The following is a 23,609-nucleotide window of genomic DNA, read 5'->3' on the forward strand; positions in this document are numbered from 1 at the left end:
TCTCTACTTATTGATCTCTTTTTGGGGTTTGGCCAGATCAACGGCCTGATCCATCCCCTTCATCATGAAATACGCGCCCAGAGCAAAGAGTGCCAGTATGATAATCGGTGTCAGTTTTTTTAACATGTTGGAACCTTGTTTTAAAAAGATAGTATCTAATGATAATCAGTTTTTCAGTGATTTTCCTAAAAAATAATTGATCAAAGTGAAAAAAAATCAATTTAGACAAGATTGATATTATTTTAAGCTTCCATTTACCCCGTTCCTATTATAATCTCATCCACAAAACACACGGACAGTTGGGTGAGTTGGCTGAAACCACATCCCTGCTAAGGATGCGTACTCGTAAGGGTACCGAGGGTTCGAATCCCTCACTGTCCGCCATTAAAAAAACTTATAATTCTTCATAAAAATCCTTATAATATATCAAATTCCCTTGACATCGTACTAAATAAGTTAATTAGATTTAAATTTCGAAAATAGCAATTTAATGATAATTAATTAAATATTTGTACTTATTTAGACTAAAAGTGGCCAATTAAGTGGCTGATCTTATAGTTTAAACTTTTCCGGCCACTTTAGATAATAATTTTTCCGGCCACTTTCAACATAAACACTATATTTTATGTTTCATAAGATAGGTACTTTAACTATAATTGGCCAATTAAGTGGCCGAAATTAGCATTGTTTAATACTGATGCCCAGGGAATAAGCCCATAAGTGGTCAAATGTCTATCCCTAACTAACCGCCATAAAATTGATAAGGTGCAACTAATTGATTGAAATAGAAATGTAAGATTGAAGCTATACATGATAAACTAATTAAATTTATTTAAAAAGGGAAGAGTAATGAAAAATCAATTTAAAGGTTTTTATTCTCCATCAACTCATAATTATAAAAGTATGTGGGAATCTGATAAGACTTTATTTGTCTTTGATACAAATGTACTATTAAACCTTTATGCTTATACAAAGGATACTAGAAAAGATTTTTTTAAAATTATGGATAAAGTATCAGATCGTATATGGCTACCTTACCATGTAGGATTAGAATATCAAAAAAACAGACTATCAATTATAAAAATTGAAAAAAGTATTTTTAATCAGATAAATAAATATATAGAAAATATTGAAAAAGTATCATCACTTGAGAAAATAAAAGAATTGAAATTACATCAACGTTTTCCAGAGTTAGAAAGTGAAACAGAAAATATGGTAAAAAAAATTCATGATACTTTAAAAATATATAAGAAAGAAGTCGTATCTGTAAATAAATTACAACCTGATGTTAGATCACATGATAAGATAAGAACCGTAATAGATACATTATTTGAAGAAAAAGTTGGTGAAAAGCCTGAAAACCAAGAATGGTTAGACAAGCTATATAAAGAAGGTGAAAAAAGATATTCTAATAAATTTCCACCTGGCTATGAAGATGAAAAAGAGAAAAAGGATCATAAAAGTTTTTCATATGACGGATTAAATTATATTCCTATGTATGGTGACTTAATTATTTGGAAGCAAATTATAGAAAAAGCTGAAAACAGTGAGTATGAAAATTTGATTTTTATTACAGATGATGTAAAGGAAGATTGGTGGTACATCATAGACTCTAATGGTACAAAAAGGATTGGAGCAAGAGCTGAATTACGTGAAGAAATATGTAATCAGACAGATATAAATAATTTTGAAATATTAAATACAACAATGTTTTTAGAAGATGGTAATAAGTTTTTAGATACAACTATTACAAGTGACTCTATTAATGAAACTAAAAAGAAGTTTGAAAATGAAAGGGATAAATATAGAACTATTTCTGAAATTGCTGATAGATATACTGAATTAGAGAAATATATTTCTAAGACATCTAGTCTTGATGAATATCAAAAGTCATTAAAAAAAGACCTTGATAATATATATGACTCAGATATTTATCAAAAGTTATTTAAAGACCTTTATGATCTAAATGTTAATAACTCATACAGTATTGATGAAGATTATCTAAAGTCATTAAAAGACTTTTATAATATAAAAGTTAATAACTCATACAGTATTGATGAAGATTATCTAAAGAAACTCCAAGAACTTGGTAAGGCTTTTAAAGACAAAAAAAAGAAAGATGATTAAGTAAACTGTTATTTATATTTTGACACTTTTTCGAGGTTATACTAGATTTTTACATCAGTTGTTCACTAATATCTAGCTAGAAAATTATGTAAAGATTTTTACCTATATGAGCTAAATTTTAAAAATTAAAAGTGGCTTCTGAAATGGCTGATTTTGACTTTGTTTGAACTATATACCCTAAAACAGGGCTTCAAGTGGCCACTTGTTAATTCCTCACTGTCCGCCACTTTAATCCCCTATATACCGTATATACCGTATATAAATCACTTTTTTAAATTTTGTTACAACAAATGCATGATTTGATGTTTGTTCTAAATAAGTGTCCATCAAAGAGGGGTCATTCCAAACTGTTAATGTCGGGAGGAAACGAGTAGAATAAAAACAAGACGAGACAAATAGCTTTAACTATGCTATACTAATATTTTTTAATAAAATTTGTGAGGAAAAACAATGGATAATACAAAAAGAAAATATCTAAAAGGTTTATATATCCTGATGGGCATGCAACTGGCATGGATCATCATAACAGTATTGTCTTATCAGTTGATCATTCTAGACAAATATACGTCATGGGTCGATCTTGCATTTTACAGCAGTATATTCACTGTATTAAATGGGTTTGCAACTATAGCATATGGACTTTATTTATACTTTTATGTATTCAGAGACAGGCTCTCCAAAAACAATATGATCGTTGCAAAAAAAGTGTTGGATCCTTTGGCTGAATTTGCAGCAAAAATGATAAAAATACTTGTCCGTGCGTTCAATGTTTCAGAGAGCGTCGGAAAGTACACCTTGATCGTATCTGGTTCTTTTGTCGTGCTGTTCCCTCCGATAGTCAGTTTAATGTACGAAAGCTATTTTGCTTTTTTCCTATTGATCATATTTTATGGTTATGTAACGATTTACAGAAATATTTTTATCGAAGCTGTCAAAAGCAGACTAAGTGATCACGTGAAAGTTAGACTAAAAGATGTAGAGTGGATATAAATAGTCAAAATAATTTTTTAAAGCATATTCAATTATTACAACCCTATAGATTTATACATTTTTAATTCGTTCGAGCTCTTCCGATGTGAAGTGATGATCTTATCTGATAATAGCAACCAAATTAAAGGGAAGTTTAAAAGGGGAGGAGTTCACATGAAAAAATTTCATGTGTTTGGTTGCTATGTAAGAAGAAGTGTACACGATGTACACTAACGGTAAGTAAACATTGTTATACTTTTAAAGAGAAAACCTAGAAATATAAGGATCAAATGTATGTTAGAGTACGATAGAGAGCATATTCTTCATCCTTATGCACCTTCCAACCCCTCCATAGATATGACCTTTGTCAGATCGGCCAGGGGTGTCTACCTTGAGCTGGAAGACGGAAAGAAGATCATCGATGGCATGTCCTCCTGGTGGTCGGTCATCCATGGCTACAATGTGGAGGCTTTAAACAATGCTGCGGCAGAGCAGCTTTCAAAAATGTCTCATGTGATGTTCGGGGGCATTACGCATGAACCGGCGATCAAGCTGGCAAAAACGCTGATCGACATTACCGACGACGCTTTGGAACGGGTCTTTTTCAGTGATTCGGGTTCTGTGAGCGTTGAGGTGGCCTTGAAAATGGCATTTCAGTACTGGAGTTCGCAGGGGAACAGCCAAAAAAGCAAGATCCTGGCATTCTATAAAGGGTACCATGGTGATACCTTCGGAGCCATGAGCGTCTGTGATCCTGTCACGGGGATGCACTCGGTCTTTGAGAAGATACTGCATAAGAACATCTTTGCAGAGGCTCCGGGGTGTGCGTATGATGAAGCGTGGGATGATAGGTACATCGCCGACTTCGCCTCGAAGCTGGAGCAGCACCACCGTGAGATCGCTGCCGTAATACTCGAACCCATCGTGCAGGGCGCGGGCGGGATGAGGATCTACTCACCCCGGTTTTTAAAAGAAGTAAGCGCGCTGTGCGATGCCTATGATGTGCTGCTGATACTTGATGAGGTCGCTACAGGGTTCGGCAGGACAGGTAAATTGTTCGCGTACGAGCATGCGGGTGTCTCCCCGGATATTTTATGTGTCGGCAAGGCGCTGACGGGCGGTTACATGTCACTCGCAGCGACACTCACGACCAAAAAAGTGATGGCCGGCGTGGAGTCCAACGGCAATGTGCTGATGCACGGGCCGACCTTTATGGCGAATCCGCTGGCGTGCAGTGTTGCCAATGCAAGTCTGGCATTGCTGCTTGATTCCCCCTGGCAGCAGAGGGTTTTAGCGATAGAGGCACAGCTCAAAGCGGAGCTGGCTGCGTGCAACGACCTTGACATTGTCAAAGAGGTGCGTGTGCTGGGTGCCATAGGTGTTGTGGAGCTCAACCGGGATGTGGATCTGGCATGGATGACACCGAAGTTCATTGAAAACGGTGTATGGATCAGGCCATTTTTGAACCTTGTCTATATCATGCCGCCCTATGTCACTTCGCGTGAAGAGTTAACGCAGATCACGCAAGCGATCCATGCTGTGATCAAAGAATTTGAAGCTTCTAGATAAACAGCGTCAAACAACATATAAAGGAGAAAAAAATGTTTCCAGGATTACCGCTCAGAAAAGGGTTCTCAATGAAAGTGAAAGGTGCAGTGCATCTTAATCGTCCGGACCTGCATATATTAGCCGCAGAACTGGGTATCAGCGAGAGGGATGTACTTTTAAACGATGACATACTGACTGTATACAACACATCCAAGGAGTGCCAGGAGATCGTAGACGACAATGCTTTGGTCCCGATGGTCGCACTCACCCTGAATATCCCTGCTGAAGACATCAGTGAGTTGAAAGAGGTGGAAGAAGAACCGATGGAGATGGACTTTGACCTGGATGATATGGACATGGACGATCTGTAGCCTATCAGCGGTTCTTCCTGTTCCCGGCCTGCCGCGTCATGCCGATGGGAACAGGAAATGCGAAAACCTACAGTCCTACAAGGCCTTTTCGAGGATCTCTCTCAGCACGGCTTTGGTATAGGTTTCAGCAAGGCCGAAAGCTTCTGCATTACCGTAGGCATTCTCCACGATCGCATCAAGATCACTCTCTTTGATAGAGAACTGTGAAAGCCTCGTCGGGGTACCGACCTTGTTGAACCATGACTCCAGTGCCTCTATCCCTTCCATGGCGTCCGAAAGTCCGAACACTTTCTGTGAGAAACGCTGGAACTGCCCTTCGTTCTGCGACACGTACCATTTCATCCAGGCAGGCATGACGACCGAAAGACCCGCGCCGTGCGGCACATTGAAAAGTGCAGAAAGCGTATGCTCGATCATATGGTTCGGGAAACTGTATCCTTCCAGACCCAGATAGGTCGTACCGTTCAGCGCCTGCGTCGCTGCCCAGGCGAACTCTCCGCGTGCGTCATAGTCATCCCGGTCTGCCAGCAGCGTTTCCGTGGTATTGATGACCGTGGTAATGTTCGCTTCCACATAGGCAGCGATGATATCCGGATGTGAAGAGGCAGTAAAGTACCCCTCTATGGAGTGGGCGATGACATCCGCCGCAGAGTAGACGAGGTACTCTTCGGAGACCGACTTTTGAAGTTCTGGATTGATGACGGATACCCTTGGGTAGAGGTGCGGTGAAGCAATAGAGTATTTTTGTTTCGTTTCCTCGTTCGTCACCACGGCAAACGTGTTCATTTCGCTTCCAGACGCTGCAAGGGTGATGATGTCATAGACCGGCAGCGCCTTTTCGATCACACTCTTTCCGATAAAGAAGTCCCATACATCGCCGTCATACAGGGCACCGGCCGCTATGGCCTTTGCGCTGTCCAGTACGGAACCGCCGCCGACACTGAGGATGGCCTCCGCATGGTGTGCCTTTGCCAGATCTACGGCCTCATACACTTTTGAGAGCACCGGGTTGCTGACGATACCTCCCAACTCAACATATTCGATCCCGTTCTCTTCCAGGCTGGCTACTACAGTGTCGAACAGACCGTCTCTTTTGATACGGTCACTTCCATAGGCAAGGAGCACTTTTTTGATATTGTCTTCAGCGATATACGCGCCGATCTCTTTTTCTTTCTCTTTTCCAAACGCTATTTTTGTCGGATTTTGATAGGTGAAATTGACCATTGTTGATCTCCTTATTGGTGTTGATATAGGGGCTATTATAGCTCATCATCCTCAAAGTTCCATGGATGATGTTCCTGTGTCCATCTTCTATCTTCTTATGATAGTGTTAACATGGTACCGTTATAGAAGTAGGTTCCCAGTCCCAAGGTAAACAGCAGGTTTCCGTAAAGTGCATGAGCGACCGAGACAAGGAGTGTGGAGCGTGTTCTTTCATACATGGCAGCAAAGAGAAACCCTCCCGCAGCAGTAAGCAGGACCGCTACCCAGTTTTGGAAAATGACATGCATGTAGCCAAAGAGCAGGGCGTTTACAGTGATCATCTGCCATTTTTGTTGAAAAAGCATCCTGTAGCGGTGAAAAAAGAAGGTCCTGTAGAGCAGCTCCTGGGGATAGACAGAGAGAAGCGGGTAGAGGATCACGATCAGCGCCCAGAGCAGAGGATCTTTTTTGAGCAGGGAAAAAAGATGGTCAGGACTGAAAAAGTAGACCAAAGCCACCATCACCGCTGCAATGAGGATAAATTGTTTCAGTACGAGCCTGTAGTTTTTTTTGAGTTCGGATGCGTGCCATAGCGTATCCCGGTCAAAGGATCTGTCTTTGAAAAGAGCCCAGATACTGAAAACAACGACCACCCACAAAAAGGGGAGAACAGGCACCGGAAGCAGTGCATAGATAGCGGCGGGAACGATAACGAAAATACCGAGGAGCTCACTGACAAGATAGGTGCGTGAGTGCATCAGTGATCCGTATATGCCGGTATGGTCCATAAAACAACCTCCACACTTTTGTAGGGTACATTATATCGAAGCGTGGTAACAATGTGAACAGAATTGGTAATAAATAGGCATCGGTCACTCTAAGTTCTGTCTTACATGTTATAATTGAACGATTAAGACTTAAAATACGTGCAAGGGGTACAGGATATGGCCATTAACGAAATTCCGGTAGACCAGCGGGTGATCGATATCGATTCCCGCCGTTTTGCTTCCATAGAAAAAGCGCTGGTCGAACTGATCACCAACAGTGACGACAGTTATGCCCGGCTGGAAAAGGCAGGCAGATCAACGACAGGCGAGATCTCCGTTCAGTATGAAAGACATCAGAAAGGCGCATTACTGGTCGTGACCGACAAGGCGGAAGGGATGTCCTTCGAGCAGGTACGGCGTATATTGACCTATGGCGGTGCGCACAGTCCTCTGGCACGCGGCGAGAGCGGAGGTCGCGGTTATTTCGGGCGAGGTCTGAAACAGGCTATTTATGGTCTCGGACACGGATGGATAGAGACCATCCAAAACGGACGGATTTCGCGTATAGAGCTTTTCAGGAGTGAAAACGGCGGTTACATCTATGACGACTGGAGCGGTGACCGGCCGGCCCTGTCCAGTGACTACAGCCGTCTTGGCATCGATGAGAATGGCACCCAGGTGACGATCGTCGTCGAGAACGCGCATGTGAACATCTCCCGCTACGGATCCCTCGTGCAGTCGGTCTCCAATAACATCTACCTGCGCGATGTGCTTGAGCGGCGCAAGGTGGAGCTGGTGAACCTGCAGCGGGGCAGGGAGCTGGAGAAGAGCGGGCAGGTCCGCTATGAAGAACCGCCCTCGATGCTGCTGCTGGGCCCGGACGAAACGGGACACTTCGAGTATCAGAACGCCCTGTACCCCTTCACGCTCACGCTGAAACGTGCGTTAGATACAGAACTGACGCCCAGCGGTGACGAACGGACGAACGGACTGGTCGTCATTTCCGACATGGCCGTACTGGACTGCCAGCTCTTCGACTATGAGAATCAGGTGGGGACAGAGTACCTTTTTGGTACCGTGCGCTGTCCCGCACTGATCGAAAAACTGGGTCAGGGCATGGCCATCATCAGTGATGAAAGAGAGGGGCTGAACCATAAGGACCCTTTCGTGCATGCCTTTTCAAGGGCCGTCAGCACCATGATCTCATCCTCTGTGCTGGCAGAACAGGAAAAACTGAAACATCTTGAGCGTGCCTCGACCTCGGAGCGGACCAATCATATGATAGAGCATCTGCTTGAGCGTATGAATCTGGCCGCAGCCCGGGACCTGGGCATCATGCTGCCGGCCGATGCCAGTGAGCCTGTCTCCGCAGGCGGGGGAGAAGTTTCGGACCTGCTGCGTTTCACTACCCCTTTTTATTACCGGAAGCTCGACCATCCTTTCCATGTCGCACTGCTGATAGATCCCGCTCAGTTCCCGGAGGATGAAGTACTGCAATTCGAGTACACGTTGCCCGAATCGATGCGTATCGAACCAATACCTGCGGAAATACCGATACGCGAACTGGGTGATACGCACAGGATAGAATGGACGGTGACAGGCCGAACAGCTGGAGAAAACGGCAGGATCATGGTGCGGGCGGGAAGCTACTGGGCGTGGTGCGAGATCGTGGTCGCGGAGCATACCTCCCATCACAGCCATAGTACATCGGCCCATGCTGCCAAAAGGAGAGTGCCCAGGGACCACGGCGCGGACATGTTCGCAGGGTATGAACTTCGCAATCTGGAGAATGAGCTGAACAGGGCCGTATACAGTCCGGAAGAACGGAAGATCATCATCAATACAGGTGCACCGACGGTACAGCTCTATGTGGACGGCCGAGGACATTTCCGGGATTCCGCAAGGCTGCTGCTGGCGGAGCTTTTCATGGATGTGATCTCAGATGAACTCGCCCATCGCCTGATAGAAAGAACGGGGCAGAAAGGTGACATGGAAGCCTATCACGCTGCGAAGATGGATATCATCCGCCGCTACGGCAGCGATATTCATCTTTCTTTTCTTAAGACGTAAGAGCTTACAGACTAAAAATTATAATCGAGCTGTACCCAGTATTTGGTGACATCCTCTTGTGCTGCGCTGATCACAGAGTCCGATTCTCCTGAAAAGAACGCTGCTTTTGCAAGAAAGTTCAGATCTTTTGAGAACGTATACGTATAAAGCAGATCCAGTTCTGTGCCTGCATCATCACTCAGTATGCCGTCTGTCTCCTGTGTACTGAATGTATGGTAGATCGCAAGCACTTGACCGAACGTTGGATTCGCATAACCGATCTTTGCATACATATCATCCAGACCGTAGGTATTGCTTCCGCCTGTATAGCCTAAAAATACATCTGCAAATCCCTGCCATTTATGCAGCGTGGCAAGTGGTGTGGTGAAACCGTGCGTATTTTCATCGGCATCTCCCATGGACTCATAGGCAGCACCAAGGATCAGCCCATGGTAGTTGGTACCGATATCACCTCTAAAATACATTGCATCTACCTGAGGTTCACCGGCATTTTCGTACTCTATACTTGCATCCTTCTGGGTCGCTACTTCTGCAATATAGTTGATGATACCAATTTTACCTGATGCCATCAGACCGTAGGTATCGCTGTTGGATCCCAACAAATATCCATACGCAGAGAGTTTAAGTTCCGGCATTGCCTTATAATCTGCATGAAGTAGTACGCTTTTGGTTCCACCAGAAAGTGTATCCATAATACCATAGCGTTCAGTCAGGTAGGCCGCCATGAGATCCACATTTTCCAACGAGCTATTTTTCAGGGTATACCCCATGAAGGTCTGAGGCATCTGTCTCCAGCCTACAGCCCCTATAAATCTCTGGTCATCAAGGTTGATCATCTGGCGTCCTGCACGCATAAGGGTATCTCCCATTTTATAGTCCAGATAGGCCTGGGTGATACGTTCGTTCTGCGGGTCTGCGATCAAGGCATATCCCGCTTGTTCCGGTGCATACTCATCATATCCGAAGTTGGTAACCGCCATGATCTGACCAAACGCACTCAGCCCCTCAATGGCGCCGATATCCGCACCTGCCGATAATGCGAAACGGGTGGTGATCGCATCGGCTTCATCCTTGACACTGTCATCAGCAAATTCATAACGTGTGCGAAGCTCGCCGCTGTATCTGACATCTGTAAATATCCCTGTATCCGTTCCTTTTTCCGTTTCCGCCTTTACAGGCTCTTGTGGTAGAACTTCTCCTCCGGCCATAGCCATCACTGATGCAGCTATAGACAATAAAATTTTCTTTTTCATCGTTTTATTCCTTTATTTTTTTAATGAAATCTCTTTGTTCTTTCCCCGCAGTATGTTTTAAGTCTATCTTACTCATCCTCCTTTGCAAATTTTTCATAGAGGAAACTCAGTATGGCTTCTCTGCACCGTGTGTACTCAGGGTCTTTTTGAAGTTCGACTCTGTTTCTAGGTCTGGGCAGATTCACTTCAAGTATCTCACCGATCGTGGCTTCAGGACCGTTGGTCATCATGATCACTCTGTCACTGAGCAGTACAGCTTCATCCACATCATGGGTAATGATAATAACGGTGTTTTGCACGTTCTGCTGTATTCTCATAAGGTGTTCCTGCAAATTCGCACGTGTCAGTGAATCCAGTGCACCAAAAGGTTCATCCATCAAGAGTACTTTAGGTTTGATCGCCATTGCTCTTGCAATGCCCACACGCTGTTTCATGCCGCCACTGATCTCATCTGGCAGCTTGTTTTTGGCTTGATCAAGGTTGACCATAGAGACAAATTTTTCTACTCTCTCTCTGAGCTCCTGTTTGGTAAGGTCCGGCATGACCTTTTGCACGGCCATTTCAATATTCTGATAGACACTCAGCCACGGAAGCAGAGAGTGGTTCTGGAATACGACCGCCCGATCAGGTCCCGGCCCCTTCACCTCCTTTCCCAGAAGAAATATATACCCATCGGTTTGGCCATCAAGCCCGGAGATCATATTAAGAAGCGTAGATTTACCGCATCCGCTGTGTCCGATGATGGAGATGATCTCATTTTTTCTGATCTCAAGGTTGACATCAGTCACAGCGATGTAGTCCTCTTTTCCCGGAACAGGAAATCTTTTTTCAACATTTTCCAAATGTAAAAACTTTTGTGCACCCATTATGATCTTCCTTTCTTCCTGTAGTCAAAAAAGTCTGAGACCTTACCCATCAGCAGATCCAGTATAAAACCGACAATACCGACGATCAGAATTCCTATGATGATATGGTGATAGTTGAGATTGTTGTACTCATCCCAGATCCAAAAACCGATACCGATACCTCCTGTCAGCATCTCAGCGGCCACAATGACCAGCCATGCAATTCCCAAAGAGAGTCTCATTCCTGTAAATATGAACGGAACAGCTACCGGCAGAATGATCTTTCTTATCTTTTCCATCGGCGTGAACTGTAATACCTTTGCTACATTCATATAATCCTGACTAACATTACGTACGCCAAGGGCTGTATTGATGATGATCGGCCAGATGGAGGTTACAAATATGGTGGATATCGCCGTCATATTGATATCCTGAAAGATATATAACAGAAGGGGCAGCCATGCCAGTGGTGAAACCGGTTTGAATATTTGGATAAACGGGTCAAATGCATACTGTGCACTTTTACTCATGCCGATCATCAGGCCTAGCGGTACACCTGCAAAAATTGCCAGAGTGAATCCTGCAAAAACCCTCTCTAGTGATGCGAAGATCTGCCAGAAAACTCCTTTATTATCTTCATTGACAATATAAAATGGATCGGTGAGTACCCCTTCCACTTCATCACCGTTGGAAGTCGTCCCTCCGAATGCAGAGACATAGGTATCGCCAGGGGTAGGAAAATCCTCAACTACCGCAGCAAGCCATGACCATGCAGCCAATATCACAGCAAGTACGATGACAGGGAGTATGATCTTCTTGGCAAGTTCGTTTTTCATTGTATTCCTTTTATTATTTGTGGCCAAAGTCAAAGACCATGGTGTATGTATAGCTATTTTGTGACATATTTGGGATCAGCGCACCCGGCTGGTCCGTAAGGACATACGTAAGAAGGCTGCTTGGTCTCTACCGTCCAGTTGTTTGCCTGTAAAAGCTCCTCTTTACTTACTTTTGGCGCGGTGACCTCGAAACTGTAAATATAGTCGACTGACTTGTTGGGGTCATACACCTTGCCGTCCATAAATTTGTTGTACTCATCTACACCGTCTTTCTTCCAAGGGCTGGGCGGAAGAGAGTAGCCTACCTCTTTAGCCGCTTCGGCAAACAGGTCAGGCCTGTAGACCTTTTCGATCACCTCTTTCATGTTGACCGCTTTGTCCAGCTGTCCCCAACGATACATTTGTGTGATGAACCACATACCATGGCTGTAAAATGGATATGCTGCATAGTAGTTCGCGAAAACGTTGAACATAGGGTTCGGCTCTGACTCCTGTCCTTTGAGGTATTGGAAGGTTCCGGTCATGGATTTTTCAAGTACTTTTACCGGTGCTTTGACATAGTTCGGTTTACTCAGAATCCTGGCGGCTTCCTTTCTGTTTTCCCAGCTTTCATCCAGCCACATCTGTGCTTCAATGATCGCTTTCATCACCGCTTGCGTTGTTTCCGGATACTTTTCTACAAAGTCTGCACGCGTTTGAAGCACTTTTTCAGGGTTGTTGTTCCAGATATCATAATTTGTGACGAGCGTTGAACCTTTGTTGGCCATCACGATACGTTCGTTCCATGGCTCGCCTACACAATAGCCTTCGATATTTCCGGCTATGAGGTTGGATGGCATGGTGGGAGGGGGGAACGGCTTGATCGTTGTATCTTCATCCGGTTTGATCCCCGAACTTGCCATCCAGTATCTCAGTTCGTAGTTATGGGTAGATACCGGGTGTACCATACCGAAGTTCAAAGGCTTATAGTCTGATCCTTCAGCAGCATGTTTCGCATCGATATACTTTTTAAGTGCTTCGGAACCAAGCGGACGTTTTGTCTCATCCATGCCGTACTTTTGCATCTCTTTGATGATCTTGTTCCCATAGGTAATGCCATTGCCATTGAGATCCAGTGAGAGTAATGCCTGCAGATCTGCATTTCCATTGATACCCAAAGTTGCTGCTATCGGCATACCTGCAAGGGCATGAGAAAAGTCGTACTCACCGTTGATCACTTTTTGCTGGATCCCGGGCCATCCTCCACCTTCTTTAACGACATGTACATCCAAGCCATATTTTTCAAAGAAGCCTTTTTCTTTAGCGATAACAATAGGCGCACAATCCGTAAGTGCGATAAACCCTATTTTCAATTGTTTCTTTTCAACCTCTGCCAACACGGCAGTTGTGACCAACGAGAGTCCTAATCCTATTTTCAAAACTTTTCTCAACATTTTTACTCCTTAAATTTACATAAAATGCTTTGATGTGAAAATAGTAACATAGATATAGATATTAAATAAACAATAAATTGATTAATTTTTAATCATACAATTCTTAATATTACATTAGTTCGGGTCTATAATAGTGAGAATAAAACACTAGATGAAGGTAATAAAGATGATCAAGTCAGTATGTGGATATTGCGGTGTAGGATGTGGTTTGGAATATGATGAGAAACAGCTCATAGGTAATATAGCGTATCCTGTAAACCAGGGGAATCTTTGTTCCAAAGGCATCTCAGAACTGGTAAGCATGCAAACACCGACCAGGCTACTAAGACCCTATATCAGAAAAACAATAGAGGAAACGTTTGAACAATCTGATTGGGATGAGACACTGTCATATATCGCAGAGCGTATCCAAAACACTTCTAAAGAAAAAATAGGGTTTTACCTCTCCGGACAACTCTTGACGGAAGATTATTATATAGCCAATAAACTGGCTAAAGGGTTTATAGGTACCAACAATGTCGATACGAACAGCCGTACCTGTATGGCAAGTGCAGTCGTTGCCTATAAAAAGGCCATAGGTGCAGATTTTGTACCGGTACGGATGGATGATATATTCAAATCAGATCTGCTCATATTGACCGGTGCAAATACGGCAGAGGCCCATGTCGTGTTTCATAACAGGATCAAAAAAGCCAAAAAGAATGGTCTGAAAGTAGTAGTCATAGATCCTAGAAGGACAGATACGGCAAATATAGCGGACCTCTATCTTTCCATAAAACCGGGCAGTGATATCGATTTTTTCAATCTGATATCCAAACGTTTGATAGATGAAGAGAAATATGATAAAGCGTTCGTCGCAGAACATATCAATAACTTCGAGCTGCTAAAGAACAAGTTCAAGCGTGTCCCTGTGACCAAGATGCTTAAGCGTACAGGGCTGTCACAGAAGGCGTTTGATGTATTCTGGGAACTGTATACAGAAAGCAGCAATATCATCACCGCATGGACCATGGGCCTGAACCAGTCCGTACAGGGGGTAGATAAAAACCTCGCACTGCTCAATACCCATCTGCTGACAGGAAATATATTCAAAGAAGGCTGCGGGCCACTTAGCCTTACCGGGCAGCCTAACGCGATGGGTGGCAGAGAGGTTGGCGGGCTTTCGACCATGCTGGCTGTCCATCTTGGCTTTGATGAAGAGAGTATACAAAAGGTTTCGAAGTTCTGGAAGACGGATAAGATCGACAGCAAACCCGGGCTGACCTCTACTCAGATGCTGGAAGCAGAACTGGATGTCCTCATTATATGTCATACGGATCCTATCTATCATCTCCCGAACAGAAGGAGGGTAGAGGAGCAGATCGCCAAGATCCCTCTGGTCGTCGAGATCAATGCCTATGACAACTCCGAGACTGGCAGATATGCACATATCAGGCTTCCTGCGGCACCCTGGGGCGAGAAAGAGGGAACACAGACCAACCTCGACCGTACCATTACCAAACAAGAGCGTCTCACCAGAACATCCATTGACTGCAAACCCGACTGGGAGATATTTCAGCTTCTTGCACAAAAACTCGGGTTTCAGAGAGCGTTTAATTTTGATACGCCGAAAGAGATATTCAAAGAGTATCAAAAAATGACCAAACTCAATAACCATATGGATATCTCTGAAGCAGACTATGATGAGATGACACATAGACCGTTTGTATGGGGAGAAAAGATCAAACATTTTTTAACGCCGGATAAAAAAGGGAATCTCTTCTTCGTAGAAAATAAGCTGATGAGTGAAAAGACAAACCTCGAGTTTCCCTTTATACTCTTGACCGGCAGAACTAGGGACCAGTGGCATAGCGGTACCAAGACCAATTTACCACAGACTTTACTCAAACACAAACCTTTGAACTTTTGTGAGATACATCCTGAGGATGCGAAACATCTAGGGGTCAAAGAGGGTGACACGATCAAAGTAAGTTCTAGAAGAGGAGAGATCCTTACCAAGGCACTGTTGACCGGGAAGATACATCAAAAATCCATCTTCATACCGATCAGTAACCGCGAGATCAACTATCTGACAAATGATCTTCTTGATAAGGAGTCTTTGCAACCGGACTACAACCAGAGCGCAGTAAAAATAGAAAGGATCACTTATGCCTAGCACACTTCCCATTTTGTTGAAAGATAAAAAAATACTTCTTATTGGCGGAGGCAATGTTGCTCTCCAAAAAGCGGAAGTACTTGCTGATAACGATATCAGATTCAGGATCATCTCAAAAGAGATCAATGGTCGTCTGGCGAAACTGACCGATCATGTGATCCAAAAAGAGTTTGAGCTCAAAGACATTGAGAATGAACCGATCATCATTGATGCCACGGGAAACCCTGGTGTCACCCAAAAACTGCTGGAGTATAAAATGAAGCATCCTATTCTGCTTAATGTCGTGGATCAACCCAAATATTGTGATTTCTATTTTATGGCACTGACCAAGAACAGGCCGCTGCAGATCGCAGTATCAAGCAACGGTGCCAGTCCGACTGCAGCCAAATATTTCCGTGACCAGTGCGAAGCGATGATACCTGTAGATATTACAGCCTTCCTGACACAGAAACAGAAAGAACGTGACCGGGGAGTGATATCGATACCGGAAACGATAAAGGAACTCAAATCAAAAAGTGCGAAGGTCTATCTTGTCGGCTGCGGTATCGGGGATCCGGAGCTGCTGACCGTAAAGGCATATAAAATCATACAGAACGTTGATGTGGTCCTATATGACCACCTAATCAGTAAGGAGATCATAGCTTTGGTCCCTGATCATACGAAAAAAGTGTTTGTCGGAAAGCAGAAGGGGTATCACTCAAGGTCTCAAGAAGAGATCAATGCACTGATCCTGCATTATGCCGGCCAGGGAAAAAAAATCGCGAGGCTGAAAAGCGGAGATCCTTTTGTTTTTGGACGTGGCGCAGAAGAGCTTATGGTCTTGACGCAGCAGTACATAGATACAGAAGTGATCCCAGGTATCAGTTCGTCCATTTCCGCACCTCTCATGGGGAACATACCTGTCACTGCCAGAGGATATGCCAGTGGATTTACGGTGGTATCAGCCCATCTCAAAGGCAACCGCATCAATCTTGACTGGATCGATCTTCTGGCCAAAGAGAATCATACGGTAGTGGTATTAATGGGCTTGAGCCGCATAAAGGAAATTGTCGCACAAGCCAATAAACTGGGTATATCCCCGCAAAAACCGTGTGCCGTTATCTCCAATGCCAGCAGACCTGACCAGAAGATCCTCACCACAACATTGGAACATCTGCAAAGAGATGCACATGAGATGCCCAGACCGGCAATTATAGTGTTCGGTGATGTCGTTACATTTAACACACAACTTAAAGGAGTAGAAAATGAACAGTTTGCAGCATGCTTTTAGCGAGCGAAATCAAAAGATCAATAAGATCGAAAAGATAAAAGAAGTCAAAACACCTATGAGTGTCTATAAGGAACTACAGAGTATCTCTTCTTCGGGGCTGGAAAACCTCAATGAGGAAGATGTCAGTTTCTTTCTAAAATGCTTTGGAGCCTTTTTAAAGAAGGATGGGAAATTTATGCTGCGGTTACGTATACCCGGAGGACAGTTGAGCATGATGCAGGCTGCCAGAATAGGCGAACTATCCAAGGCATACGGTGAAGACTATATCGATATCACGACCAGACAGCAGATAGAGATGAGGTATATCAAACTCGAAAATCTCTATAGGGTGATCAAGGGGCTTGATGAGGTAGGGATATCTACGTTTCAAACCGGTGTAGACAACTTTAGAAATATAGTAACAAGCGCTTTTGACGGGCTGGGTGTTCTTAATGTCATCAGGACCAAACCGCTGATCGATGCACTTCAATCCATCTTTTTAAAACAGGATGAATGGATCGGTACGCTGCCGCGCAAGTTCAATACCGCCATACTGGGAACGACGATCAATGACTGTAACATCTATGGGCATGACTGCTGTTTTATCCTGGCGCAAAAAGAGAATGAAACAGGTTTCAACCTCTATCTGGGAGGCCGAGTAGGTGTTCAGGCACGAGATACTGGACTGTTTGTCAAAGAAAGTGAAGTGAAAGCTGCCTTTCATGCAGTGATCCATCTCTTTAAAAAATACGGATTCAGAGATAACAGGAACAAGAACAGACTACACTTTCTACTTGAAGCGGTCGGGATGGAAGCGTTCGTTGAGGCGATCAAGGCGCAAAGTGGTCTGCAGTTTGAAGATAGTGGAAAAGTATTGGCCAAGGAAGAGTTCATGCTGGATGAGAGTGGCGTCTTTGACCTGGGACAAGGGCTTTCAGCAGTACATATCAGTATACCCAGCGGTATTTTTACCGGTGAGAGCTTCATTGAGGTAGCCAGGCTCGCTGAGCAGGTGGAAGGAGAGATCAGATTAAGTGTTGAACAGAGTCTCTATATCGTTACCGAATCCGAAAAGGTCAATAGTGTAAAGGAGTCTCTGCTGTTTGATATCTATCAGCGCTATCATAATACCTATTTCAACCATCAGATCGCGTGTGCGGGAACGGCGACATGTGCATTTGGCGTGATCGCCAATAAACCCGATGCCATTGCGATGGCAAACTTTCTGCAAAAGGAAGTTCCGATACCTGGGGGGAAAGTACGAATGTACTGGAGTGCCTGTCCCAAAGGATGCGGGATACACGGCGTAGCAGATATCGGTTTCGAGGGATGTATAGCTAAAGATGCAGAGGGGAATAAGGTTGACGGGGTACATATCTATCTTGGCGGTAAAGCCACCAAAGAAGCAAAAGAAGCCCGACAGCTTTATAGATCTTTGCCTCTTAGCGAAGCGAAGTATATGGTGAAACGTCTGATGGAGATCTACAGAGACAATAGATATGATGATGAAAGCTTTGAATCATTCGATTCCAGGGTTTTGTGTAAGCTCTCAACAGATGAAATCGTACAATTGATAGAGGTGTAATACAGAGAAGTACCTTATCGCAGCATATGAGGCATGCGGTTATTATCTGGAGCACTTTAGTATTCGATGAATAACTAGATAGTCAAATCGTTTTAAAGGTAGCGTAAAAAGAGATCTACTGAAGGGTCAGGCCATAACGATAAAAGCTGATTTTGTGTACCATTGTATTCAAAAAGGCTATGACAATGGTTGAACTTCTTATTCTGGCAGTTGCATTAAGCATGGATGCCTTCGCCGTATCTCTCGGGCTGGGTTCCAAGCAGGCCGTGTTCGACAGATGGCTGGCCGTAAAGGTCGGGATTTTCTTTGGTTTTTTTCAGGGATTGATGCCCCTTATCGGCTATCTTGCGGGTATCGGTCTTGAAAGTTTTATAGAGTCGGTCGATCACTGGGTCGCATTTGTCCTTCTGAGCCTTGTCGGATCAAAGATGATCTATGAAAGCTTTGGCGAACCGGTAGAAGAAGAGATCTCGCAGGTCACGAACAAGGTCCTGCTCCTGCTGGCCATTGCAACGAGCATCGATGCCATGGCAGCAGGATTTACACTGACATTGATGGGACCCACGGTAGCGGTGTCTGTCTTTGTCATCGGGCTGACCACATTTGTTTTCAGCTATGCCGGTGTATGGTTCGGCACCCGCGGCGGAGCCTACCTCGAAAGCAAGGCCGAACTGCTCGGAGGGGCAGTGCTGATCGCGATCGGTTTGAAGATCCTTGTCGAGCACACCCTTTTGGGTTGAGCGTCTCCAGGCACACTCCCTGCTTCAGGGTTGAAGAAGCCGTTTTTGACTTATGACCATAGTAGGCTATAATAAAGAAATCGGCATGTTATGATGTCTGGTCAGTACAACGCTTCAAGTGTCTTTGATCGGCATGATGGGTGTACTGGAAATTTACAGTCTGTTGTATGGGGGAAAATAGCAATGAGTCATGTCATCACGGTCTCTATTTCAGGTTCAGGCGGAAGCGGTGCGGTCACGGCGGGGTCGGTACTGCTTAAAGGCATGGCCAATGCCGGATTTTACGGTCACCTTTCCCGTTTTTCAGGTCCGCAGATACGCGGCGGCGAATCGGCTGTCATAGTGAATTTTTCAGACCATCCTGTTGAATATGCCGCCGATGCAAGCGACCTGCATTTTGCCTTCGACTGGCGCGGTTTTGAACGTTTTGGGGATGAGATCCCTTTGGACAGGCACAGCCGTATACTCTATGACACGGCACAGGAAGCACTTCCTGAAAGCCTTGAGAAGACCGGTGCTGCTGTCGTTGACGTACCATTGCACCAAGAGGTGAAACATCGGAAGGGAAGCCATCCGAGTTCCTTTGCCATCGGGATCATAGCAGCGCAGATAGGTCTGCCTTATGCGTCTCTTGAAAAGGCGGTGCAGCAGCTATTCGGGAAAAAAGGAGAAGCGTTCGTTTCCGGTATGCTTGATGCGGTTCGGACAGGGTTTCATTTGCTCGAAACAAAGGACCCGATGATCAAGCACTGGCAGCCAGAGCAGACGACCCGCTGGAATATCAGCGGCAATGAGGCCTGTGCCCTGGGAGCACTCAGAGGAGGCATCAAGTTCGTTGCAGCCTATCCCATCACACCGGCGAGTGATATTGTGGAGTATCTCGCACCGCGTATCGAGCAAACAGGGGGGAATGTCCTGATCGCAGAAGATGAGCTCGCTGCGATGAATATGGTAATCGGCAGCTCTTTTGGCGGCAAACCCTCGATGACGGCAACGTCCGGGCCGGGATTTTCCCTAATGACCGAAGCGATGGGACTGGCCATCGCCAGTGAAACCCCCGCATTGGTCATCAATGTCATGCGCGGCGGGCCATCGACCGGACTTCCTACCAAATCCGAACAGACCGATCTCAACCAGGCACTCTTCGGAATGCATGGCGAGGCACCGCATGTGGTGCTTGCCCCGCTGAGCATAGCAGATTGTGTGCTGACCACGCAATGGGCAGTGGGACTGGCAGAAGCGCTGCAGACGCTGGTCGTACTGCTGTCGGACCAGAGACTCGGCCAGTCAAGAGCGATCATAGACGCCGTGCCTTCCAAAACGTTCGGGCTGAAGCGAAAGGTTCTGCCAGAACAGGCACAGGCAGAGAAAAAGAGCTATGAGCGTTATGGGATGACAGCGGACCATGTCACGCCGATGGCGATCCCGGGGAATACAGGAGAGTGCTATACGGCGGACGGATTGGAACACACCGTTACCGGGAAACCCTCTTCCGCCGCTTCTGACCACCAGCAGCAGTTGGAAAAACGAAGTAGGAAAATTACCCGGTTCGCCTATGGGGAAATGTGGGCAGAGATCGTGAAGGCGCCCAAAGGGTCGAGCATCGCGGTACTGACCTGGGGATCTGCATTTGCCAATGTAAAAAAGGCTGTGCTTGAGCTGAATAGCGAGGGGTACGGCATAGACCTGATAGCACTGCGTCTTTTGATGCCTTTGCAGGCGGATGAGATCTGGAAACTATCTGAAGAGAAACTGGTCATCGTGATCGAGCAGTCCCATTCAGGACAATTGTACCACTATTGTCTGGGACAGGGGGCTATCGACCGTTCTGCGGTATCGTTGGCAAAACCCGGACCTTTGGTATTGAAAACCACAGAGATCAAAGACTTTATCAGGGAGGTGTCAGCATGAAAGATCAGTCGCATGAAGCGCTAACGGCAAAGGATTATTTATCAGATGTCCATCCTATATGGTGTCCCGGATGCGGGCACTTCTTCATTCTTCGGGCACTGGCGAAGGCACTTGCCTGGCTCAGGATCCCCAATGAGCAGATCGCTGTGGTCTCGGGTATCGGCTGCTCTTCGAGAATACCGGCCTATTTGAACACCTATGGATTTCATGGGCTGCATGGCCGTGCATTGCCCTTGGCTGCAGGCCTGAAAACCTCACGGCCGGATATGCACGTCATTGTCGCCGGCGGTGACGGAGACGGCTACTCGATAGGGGGAAACCATTTTCTCCATGCCTGCCGCCGCAATATGGATATGACCTATATCGTCATGGACAATGAAGTCTACGGCATGACAAAAGGCCAGCCCTCGCCCACGACAGAACCGGACTGGGAAGCGAAACTTGCACCGCACGGCACCGGCATACGCACGTTCAATCCGCTTGGGATCGCACTGGCGTCCGGAGCCAGTTTCATAGCGCGGGGATTTGCGGGAGACCAGAACGGTCTTACAAAACTGATCGTGGATGCCATAGAACATAAGGGCTTTTCGCTCGTGGAGGTCAAGAGCCCCTGTGTGACCTTTCGTCCGGAAGAAAAAGAGTGGCAAAAGACCATGCGCAGGATGAACATTGAACCGACCGCTGATGTGATAGAAGCAGCGCAGAGGATCCATGGAAGCGATGGACTGGACACCGGGATCTTCTACCGGGCAGAGCATGCGGTGTACCAACCCGGTACTTCGGAAGAAAAAAGCATGGCCGATCTTGAAAAGGAGTTTGAAGTATGAGTCAGGATAAAGAAAAACATATACCTGCGAACTGGGTACTTTCGGCACTGATTGAGATGATCGATGAGACCCTTTATCATACCCAGACCTTTGCACATGCCTTGCGATCACATAACAATGAGCAGGCGGCCAGTGTTTTCTTTCTTGCCTGCGAACAGTTTGAAACGGAAAAAGAGATAGTGGCGGAACATACGCAAAATGATGGTCTGCCCTCCATCCCTCCCTGGGAGATGCCTTTTCCGGAGTATCAGCATCCTTCCTCGCACTTGACGGAAGCGCATTACCTGATGACGGAAAACGAAGCCAGAAAAGCAACAGAGAGGCTGATCGGTGCCCACCAAACCTTCTATGCCACTCTACTGAAGGAGAACAGGGAAGAGCAGGTGATCCGGTGTGTCGAGGTCTTGGTGAGGCATCATGAAGTGTGGAAATAAAAGGTTTCATCGGTTTTACAGATAATTGGCTAAAATAGGGAATGGAATAGTATCAAACAGAGTAGAGGAGTATGAACACATGGCATCGGGAATTTTTGCGCTTTTAGACGATATAGTGCTTCTGGCAGACGATGTGGCAGTGACCACCAAAATAGCCACACAAAAAACATCAGCGATATTGGGAGATGACCTCGCGGTCAATGCAGAAAAAGCAACGGGCTTTGACCAGCACCGTGAGCTCAAAGTGATCTGGGCGATCACCAAAGGTTCGCTTCTGAACAAAGCGATCATCCTGCCTCTGGCATTTTTGCTCAGCGCTTTCGCTCCTTCACTGATCCCCTATATTCTCATTATCGGAGGGCTTTACCTTTTATACGAAGGGGTCGAAAAGATAGAGGAGTACTTTCATAAGAAACAGGGAGAGACAGCGCATGAAAAGGAGCTTTTGGAGTCCACTGAGGAAAATATCCTTGACGTGGAAAAGCAAAAGATAAGATCCGCGATCACCACGGATTTTATCTTATCGGTTGAAATCGTGATACTGGCCCTTGGCACAGTACTTGACAAGCCTTTTGCCGTACAGATCTTTTCTACCACTTTGGTCGCGCTGATCGCTACCTTTGGCGTCTATGGACTGGTGGCGCTGATCGTAAGAATGGACAATATGGGATTCTGGCTCATTGGAAGGGGTAAAGTGGCGGCAGGAACTTTCCTGGTCTCGCTGATGCCGAAAGTGATCAAAGTGCTCGCTGTGATAGGAACGATCGCGATGCTTTTGGTAGGAGGCGGTATACTTTCCCATCATGTTGATTTTATCCACCACTATATGATGGTGGAAGCTGTTCCGGTCATTTTGAACGAACTGCTTGTAGGGCTGATCGTAGGTGCCGTGGTCGTCGCGGTCGTTAAGATCTTTTCTGCACTCAAAAGTATGGGAGAGTAAGATTTTTCCGCTATACTTATCAGAGTGCGAGAGAAAACTGCATTTATTATCGCAGACGATACACGAAAGAAGGTTGCAGCGCTGCACGCCGGTTTGACTTTAGCGAAAGGAGAATATATGCCTTATGATAGACTGGAGGACCTTCCTGCATCGGTCAGAGACAACCTCCCGAAACATGCGCAGGAGATCTACAAAGAAGCCTTTAACAGTGCATGGGAAGAGTATGAAGATCCCCAAAAGAGGCGTGATGATGCCAGCCTCGAAGAGACCGCACACAAAGTGGCCTGGGCAGCCGTCAAGCACAGTTATGAAAAAAAAGACGGTGAGTGGGTAGAAAAATAGA

At 45.5% G+C, this 23,609-nt stretch carries 21 protein-coding genes and 1 tRNA gene; 15 read left to right on the plus strand and 7 right to left on the minus strand.

Annotated features, from left to right (window positions below; genetic code table 11):
- Positions 1-3 precede the first annotated feature (3 nt).
- Positions 4-126 carry a hypothetical protein gene (locus tag VIM88_RS02975; RefSeq protein WP_331861396.1) on the minus strand — a complete coding sequence of 41 codons (123 nt, stop codon included), beginning with the start codon at positions 124-126 and terminating at the stop codon, positions 4-6.
- A gap of 167 nt (positions 127-293) precedes the next feature.
- Between VIM88_RS02975 and VIM88_RS02980 the strand changes: the two genes are divergently transcribed.
- The 5 genes from VIM88_RS02980 to VIM88_RS03000 all read left to right on the plus strand — a co-directional run bounded on the left by VIM88_RS02980 (position 294) and on the right by VIM88_RS03000 (position 5,015).
- Positions 294-384: transfer RNA gene (locus VIM88_RS02980), tRNA-Ser, on the plus strand.
- A gap of 465 nt (positions 385-849) precedes the next feature.
- Positions 850-2,127: a PIN-like domain-containing protein gene (locus tag VIM88_RS02985; RefSeq protein ID WP_331861397.1), complete on the plus strand. Its 1,278-nt coding sequence runs from the start codon at positions 850-852 to the stop codon at positions 2,125-2,127.
- A 450-nt stretch (positions 2,128-2,577) separates the two neighbouring features.
- Positions 2,578-3,117: a hypothetical protein gene (locus tag VIM88_RS02990; protein ID WP_331861398.1), complete on the plus strand. Its 540-nt coding sequence runs from the start codon at positions 2,578-2,580 to the stop codon at positions 3,115-3,117.
- 273 nt (positions 3,118-3,390) lie between these two features.
- A complete protein-coding gene (gene bioA, locus VIM88_RS02995) occupies positions 3,391-4,665 on the plus strand; it encodes an adenosylmethionine--8-amino-7-oxononanoate transaminase (RefSeq protein ID WP_331861399.1) in 1,275 nt (424 codons plus the stop codon).
- Positions 4,666-4,697: 32 nt separating this feature from the next.
- Entirely contained in the window at positions 4,698-5,015 is a 318-nt protein-coding gene (locus VIM88_RS03000) for a hypothetical protein (protein ID WP_331861400.1), read from the plus strand.
- A 75-nt stretch (positions 5,016-5,090) separates the two neighbouring features.
- Here VIM88_RS03000 and VIM88_RS03005 read toward each other — a convergent pair whose 3' ends face one another.
- Together VIM88_RS03005 and VIM88_RS03010 are read right to left on the minus strand one after the other, a co-directional pair.
- Positions 5,091-6,239 (minus strand): iron-containing alcohol dehydrogenase, encoded by a 1,149-nt coding sequence (locus tag VIM88_RS03005; RefSeq protein ID WP_331861401.1) that lies wholly within the window; start codon positions 6,237-6,239, stop codon positions 5,091-5,093.
- Between the two features lie 95 nt (positions 6,240-6,334).
- A complete protein-coding gene (locus tag VIM88_RS03010; RefSeq protein ID WP_331861402.1) occupies positions 6,335-7,006 on the minus strand; it encodes a CPBP family intramembrane glutamic endopeptidase in 672 nt (223 codons plus the stop codon).
- A gap of 156 nt (positions 7,007-7,162) precedes the next feature.
- Between VIM88_RS03010 and VIM88_RS03015 the strand changes: the two genes are divergently transcribed.
- Complete coding sequence (locus VIM88_RS03015) at positions 7,163-9,055, plus strand: ATP-binding protein (RefSeq protein ID WP_331861403.1); 1,893 nt, start codon at positions 7,163-7,165, stop codon at positions 9,053-9,055.
- 11 nt (positions 9,056-9,066) lie between these two features.
- On the opposite strand, the gene VIM88_RS03020 is transcribed toward VIM88_RS03015, so the two are convergent.
- The 4 genes from VIM88_RS03020 to VIM88_RS03035 form a co-directional block, all read right to left on the minus strand.
- Positions 9,067-10,308 (minus strand): alginate export family protein, encoded by a 1,242-nt coding sequence (locus tag VIM88_RS03020; RefSeq protein WP_331861404.1) that lies wholly within the window; start codon positions 10,306-10,308, stop codon positions 9,067-9,069.
- A 68-nt stretch (positions 10,309-10,376) separates the two neighbouring features.
- Positions 10,377-11,174, minus strand: coding sequence for an ABC transporter ATP-binding protein (locus VIM88_RS03025; protein ID WP_331861405.1), 798 nt, complete (start codon positions 11,172-11,174; stop codon positions 10,377-10,379).
- Positions 11,174-11,989 (minus strand): nitrate ABC transporter permease, encoded by an 816-nt coding sequence (gene ntrB, locus VIM88_RS03030; protein ID WP_331861406.1) that lies wholly within the window; start codon positions 11,987-11,989, stop codon positions 11,174-11,176. Before ntrB ends, VIM88_RS03025 begins: the two co-directional genes overlap by 1 nt.
- A 53-nt stretch (positions 11,990-12,042) precedes the next feature.
- Positions 12,043-13,422, minus strand: coding sequence for a CmpA/NrtA family ABC transporter substrate-binding protein (locus VIM88_RS03035; protein WP_331861407.1), 1,380 nt, complete (start codon positions 13,420-13,422; stop codon positions 12,043-12,045).
- Between the two features lie 166 nt (positions 13,423-13,588).
- On the opposite strand from VIM88_RS03035, the gene VIM88_RS03040 reads away from it, so the two are divergent.
- From VIM88_RS03040 to VIM88_RS03080, 9 genes are all read left to right on the plus strand, one after another.
- Positions 13,589-15,577, plus strand: coding sequence for a molybdopterin oxidoreductase family protein (locus VIM88_RS03040; RefSeq protein WP_331861408.1), 1,989 nt, complete (start codon positions 13,589-13,591; stop codon positions 15,575-15,577).
- On the plus strand, positions 15,570-16,847 hold the full coding sequence (gene cobA, locus VIM88_RS03045) for a uroporphyrinogen-III C-methyltransferase (protein ID WP_331861409.1): 1,278 nt from the start codon (positions 15,570-15,572) through the stop codon (positions 16,845-16,847). The genes VIM88_RS03040 and cobA overlap by 8 nt, the downstream gene beginning before the upstream one ends.
- Positions 16,822-18,411, plus strand: a complete 1,590-nt coding sequence (locus VIM88_RS03050; RefSeq protein ID WP_331861410.1) for a ferredoxin--nitrite reductase — start codon at positions 16,822-16,824, stop codon at positions 18,409-18,411. The genes cobA and VIM88_RS03050 overlap by 26 nt, the downstream gene beginning before the upstream one ends.
- Positions 18,412-18,596: 185 nt before the next feature.
- Complete coding sequence (locus tag VIM88_RS03055; protein ID WP_331861411.1) at positions 18,597-19,151, plus strand: manganese efflux pump MntP family protein; 555 nt, start codon at positions 18,597-18,599, stop codon at positions 19,149-19,151.
- A 183-nt stretch (positions 19,152-19,334) separates the two neighbouring features.
- A complete protein-coding gene (locus VIM88_RS03060; RefSeq protein WP_331861412.1) occupies positions 19,335-21,062 on the plus strand; it encodes a 2-oxoacid:acceptor oxidoreductase subunit alpha in 1,728 nt (575 codons plus the stop codon).
- Entirely contained in the window at positions 21,059-21,889 is an 831-nt protein-coding gene (locus tag VIM88_RS03065) for a 2-oxoacid:ferredoxin oxidoreductase subunit beta (RefSeq protein WP_331861413.1), read from the plus strand. Before VIM88_RS03060 ends, VIM88_RS03065 begins: the two co-directional genes overlap by 4 nt.
- Positions 21,886-22,323: a hypothetical protein gene (locus tag VIM88_RS03070; RefSeq protein ID WP_331861414.1), complete on the plus strand. Its 438-nt coding sequence runs from the start codon at positions 21,886-21,888 to the stop codon at positions 22,321-22,323. Before VIM88_RS03065 ends, VIM88_RS03070 begins: the two co-directional genes overlap by 4 nt.
- Before the next feature lie 79 nt (positions 22,324-22,402).
- Positions 22,403-23,266 (plus strand): DUF808 domain-containing protein, encoded by an 864-nt coding sequence (locus VIM88_RS03075; RefSeq protein ID WP_331861415.1) that lies wholly within the window; start codon positions 22,403-22,405, stop codon positions 23,264-23,266.
- Positions 23,267-23,290: 24 nt separating this feature from the next.
- On the plus strand, positions 23,291-23,608 hold the full coding sequence (locus tag VIM88_RS03080; RefSeq protein WP_331861416.1) for a ChaB family protein: 318 nt from the start codon (positions 23,291-23,293) through the stop codon (positions 23,606-23,608).
- Position 23,609 lies beyond the last annotated feature (1 nt).

Source organism: Sulfurovum sp., assembly GCF_036568385.1.
Lineage (GTDB): Bacteria > Campylobacterota > Campylobacteria > Campylobacterales > Sulfurovaceae > Sulfurovum.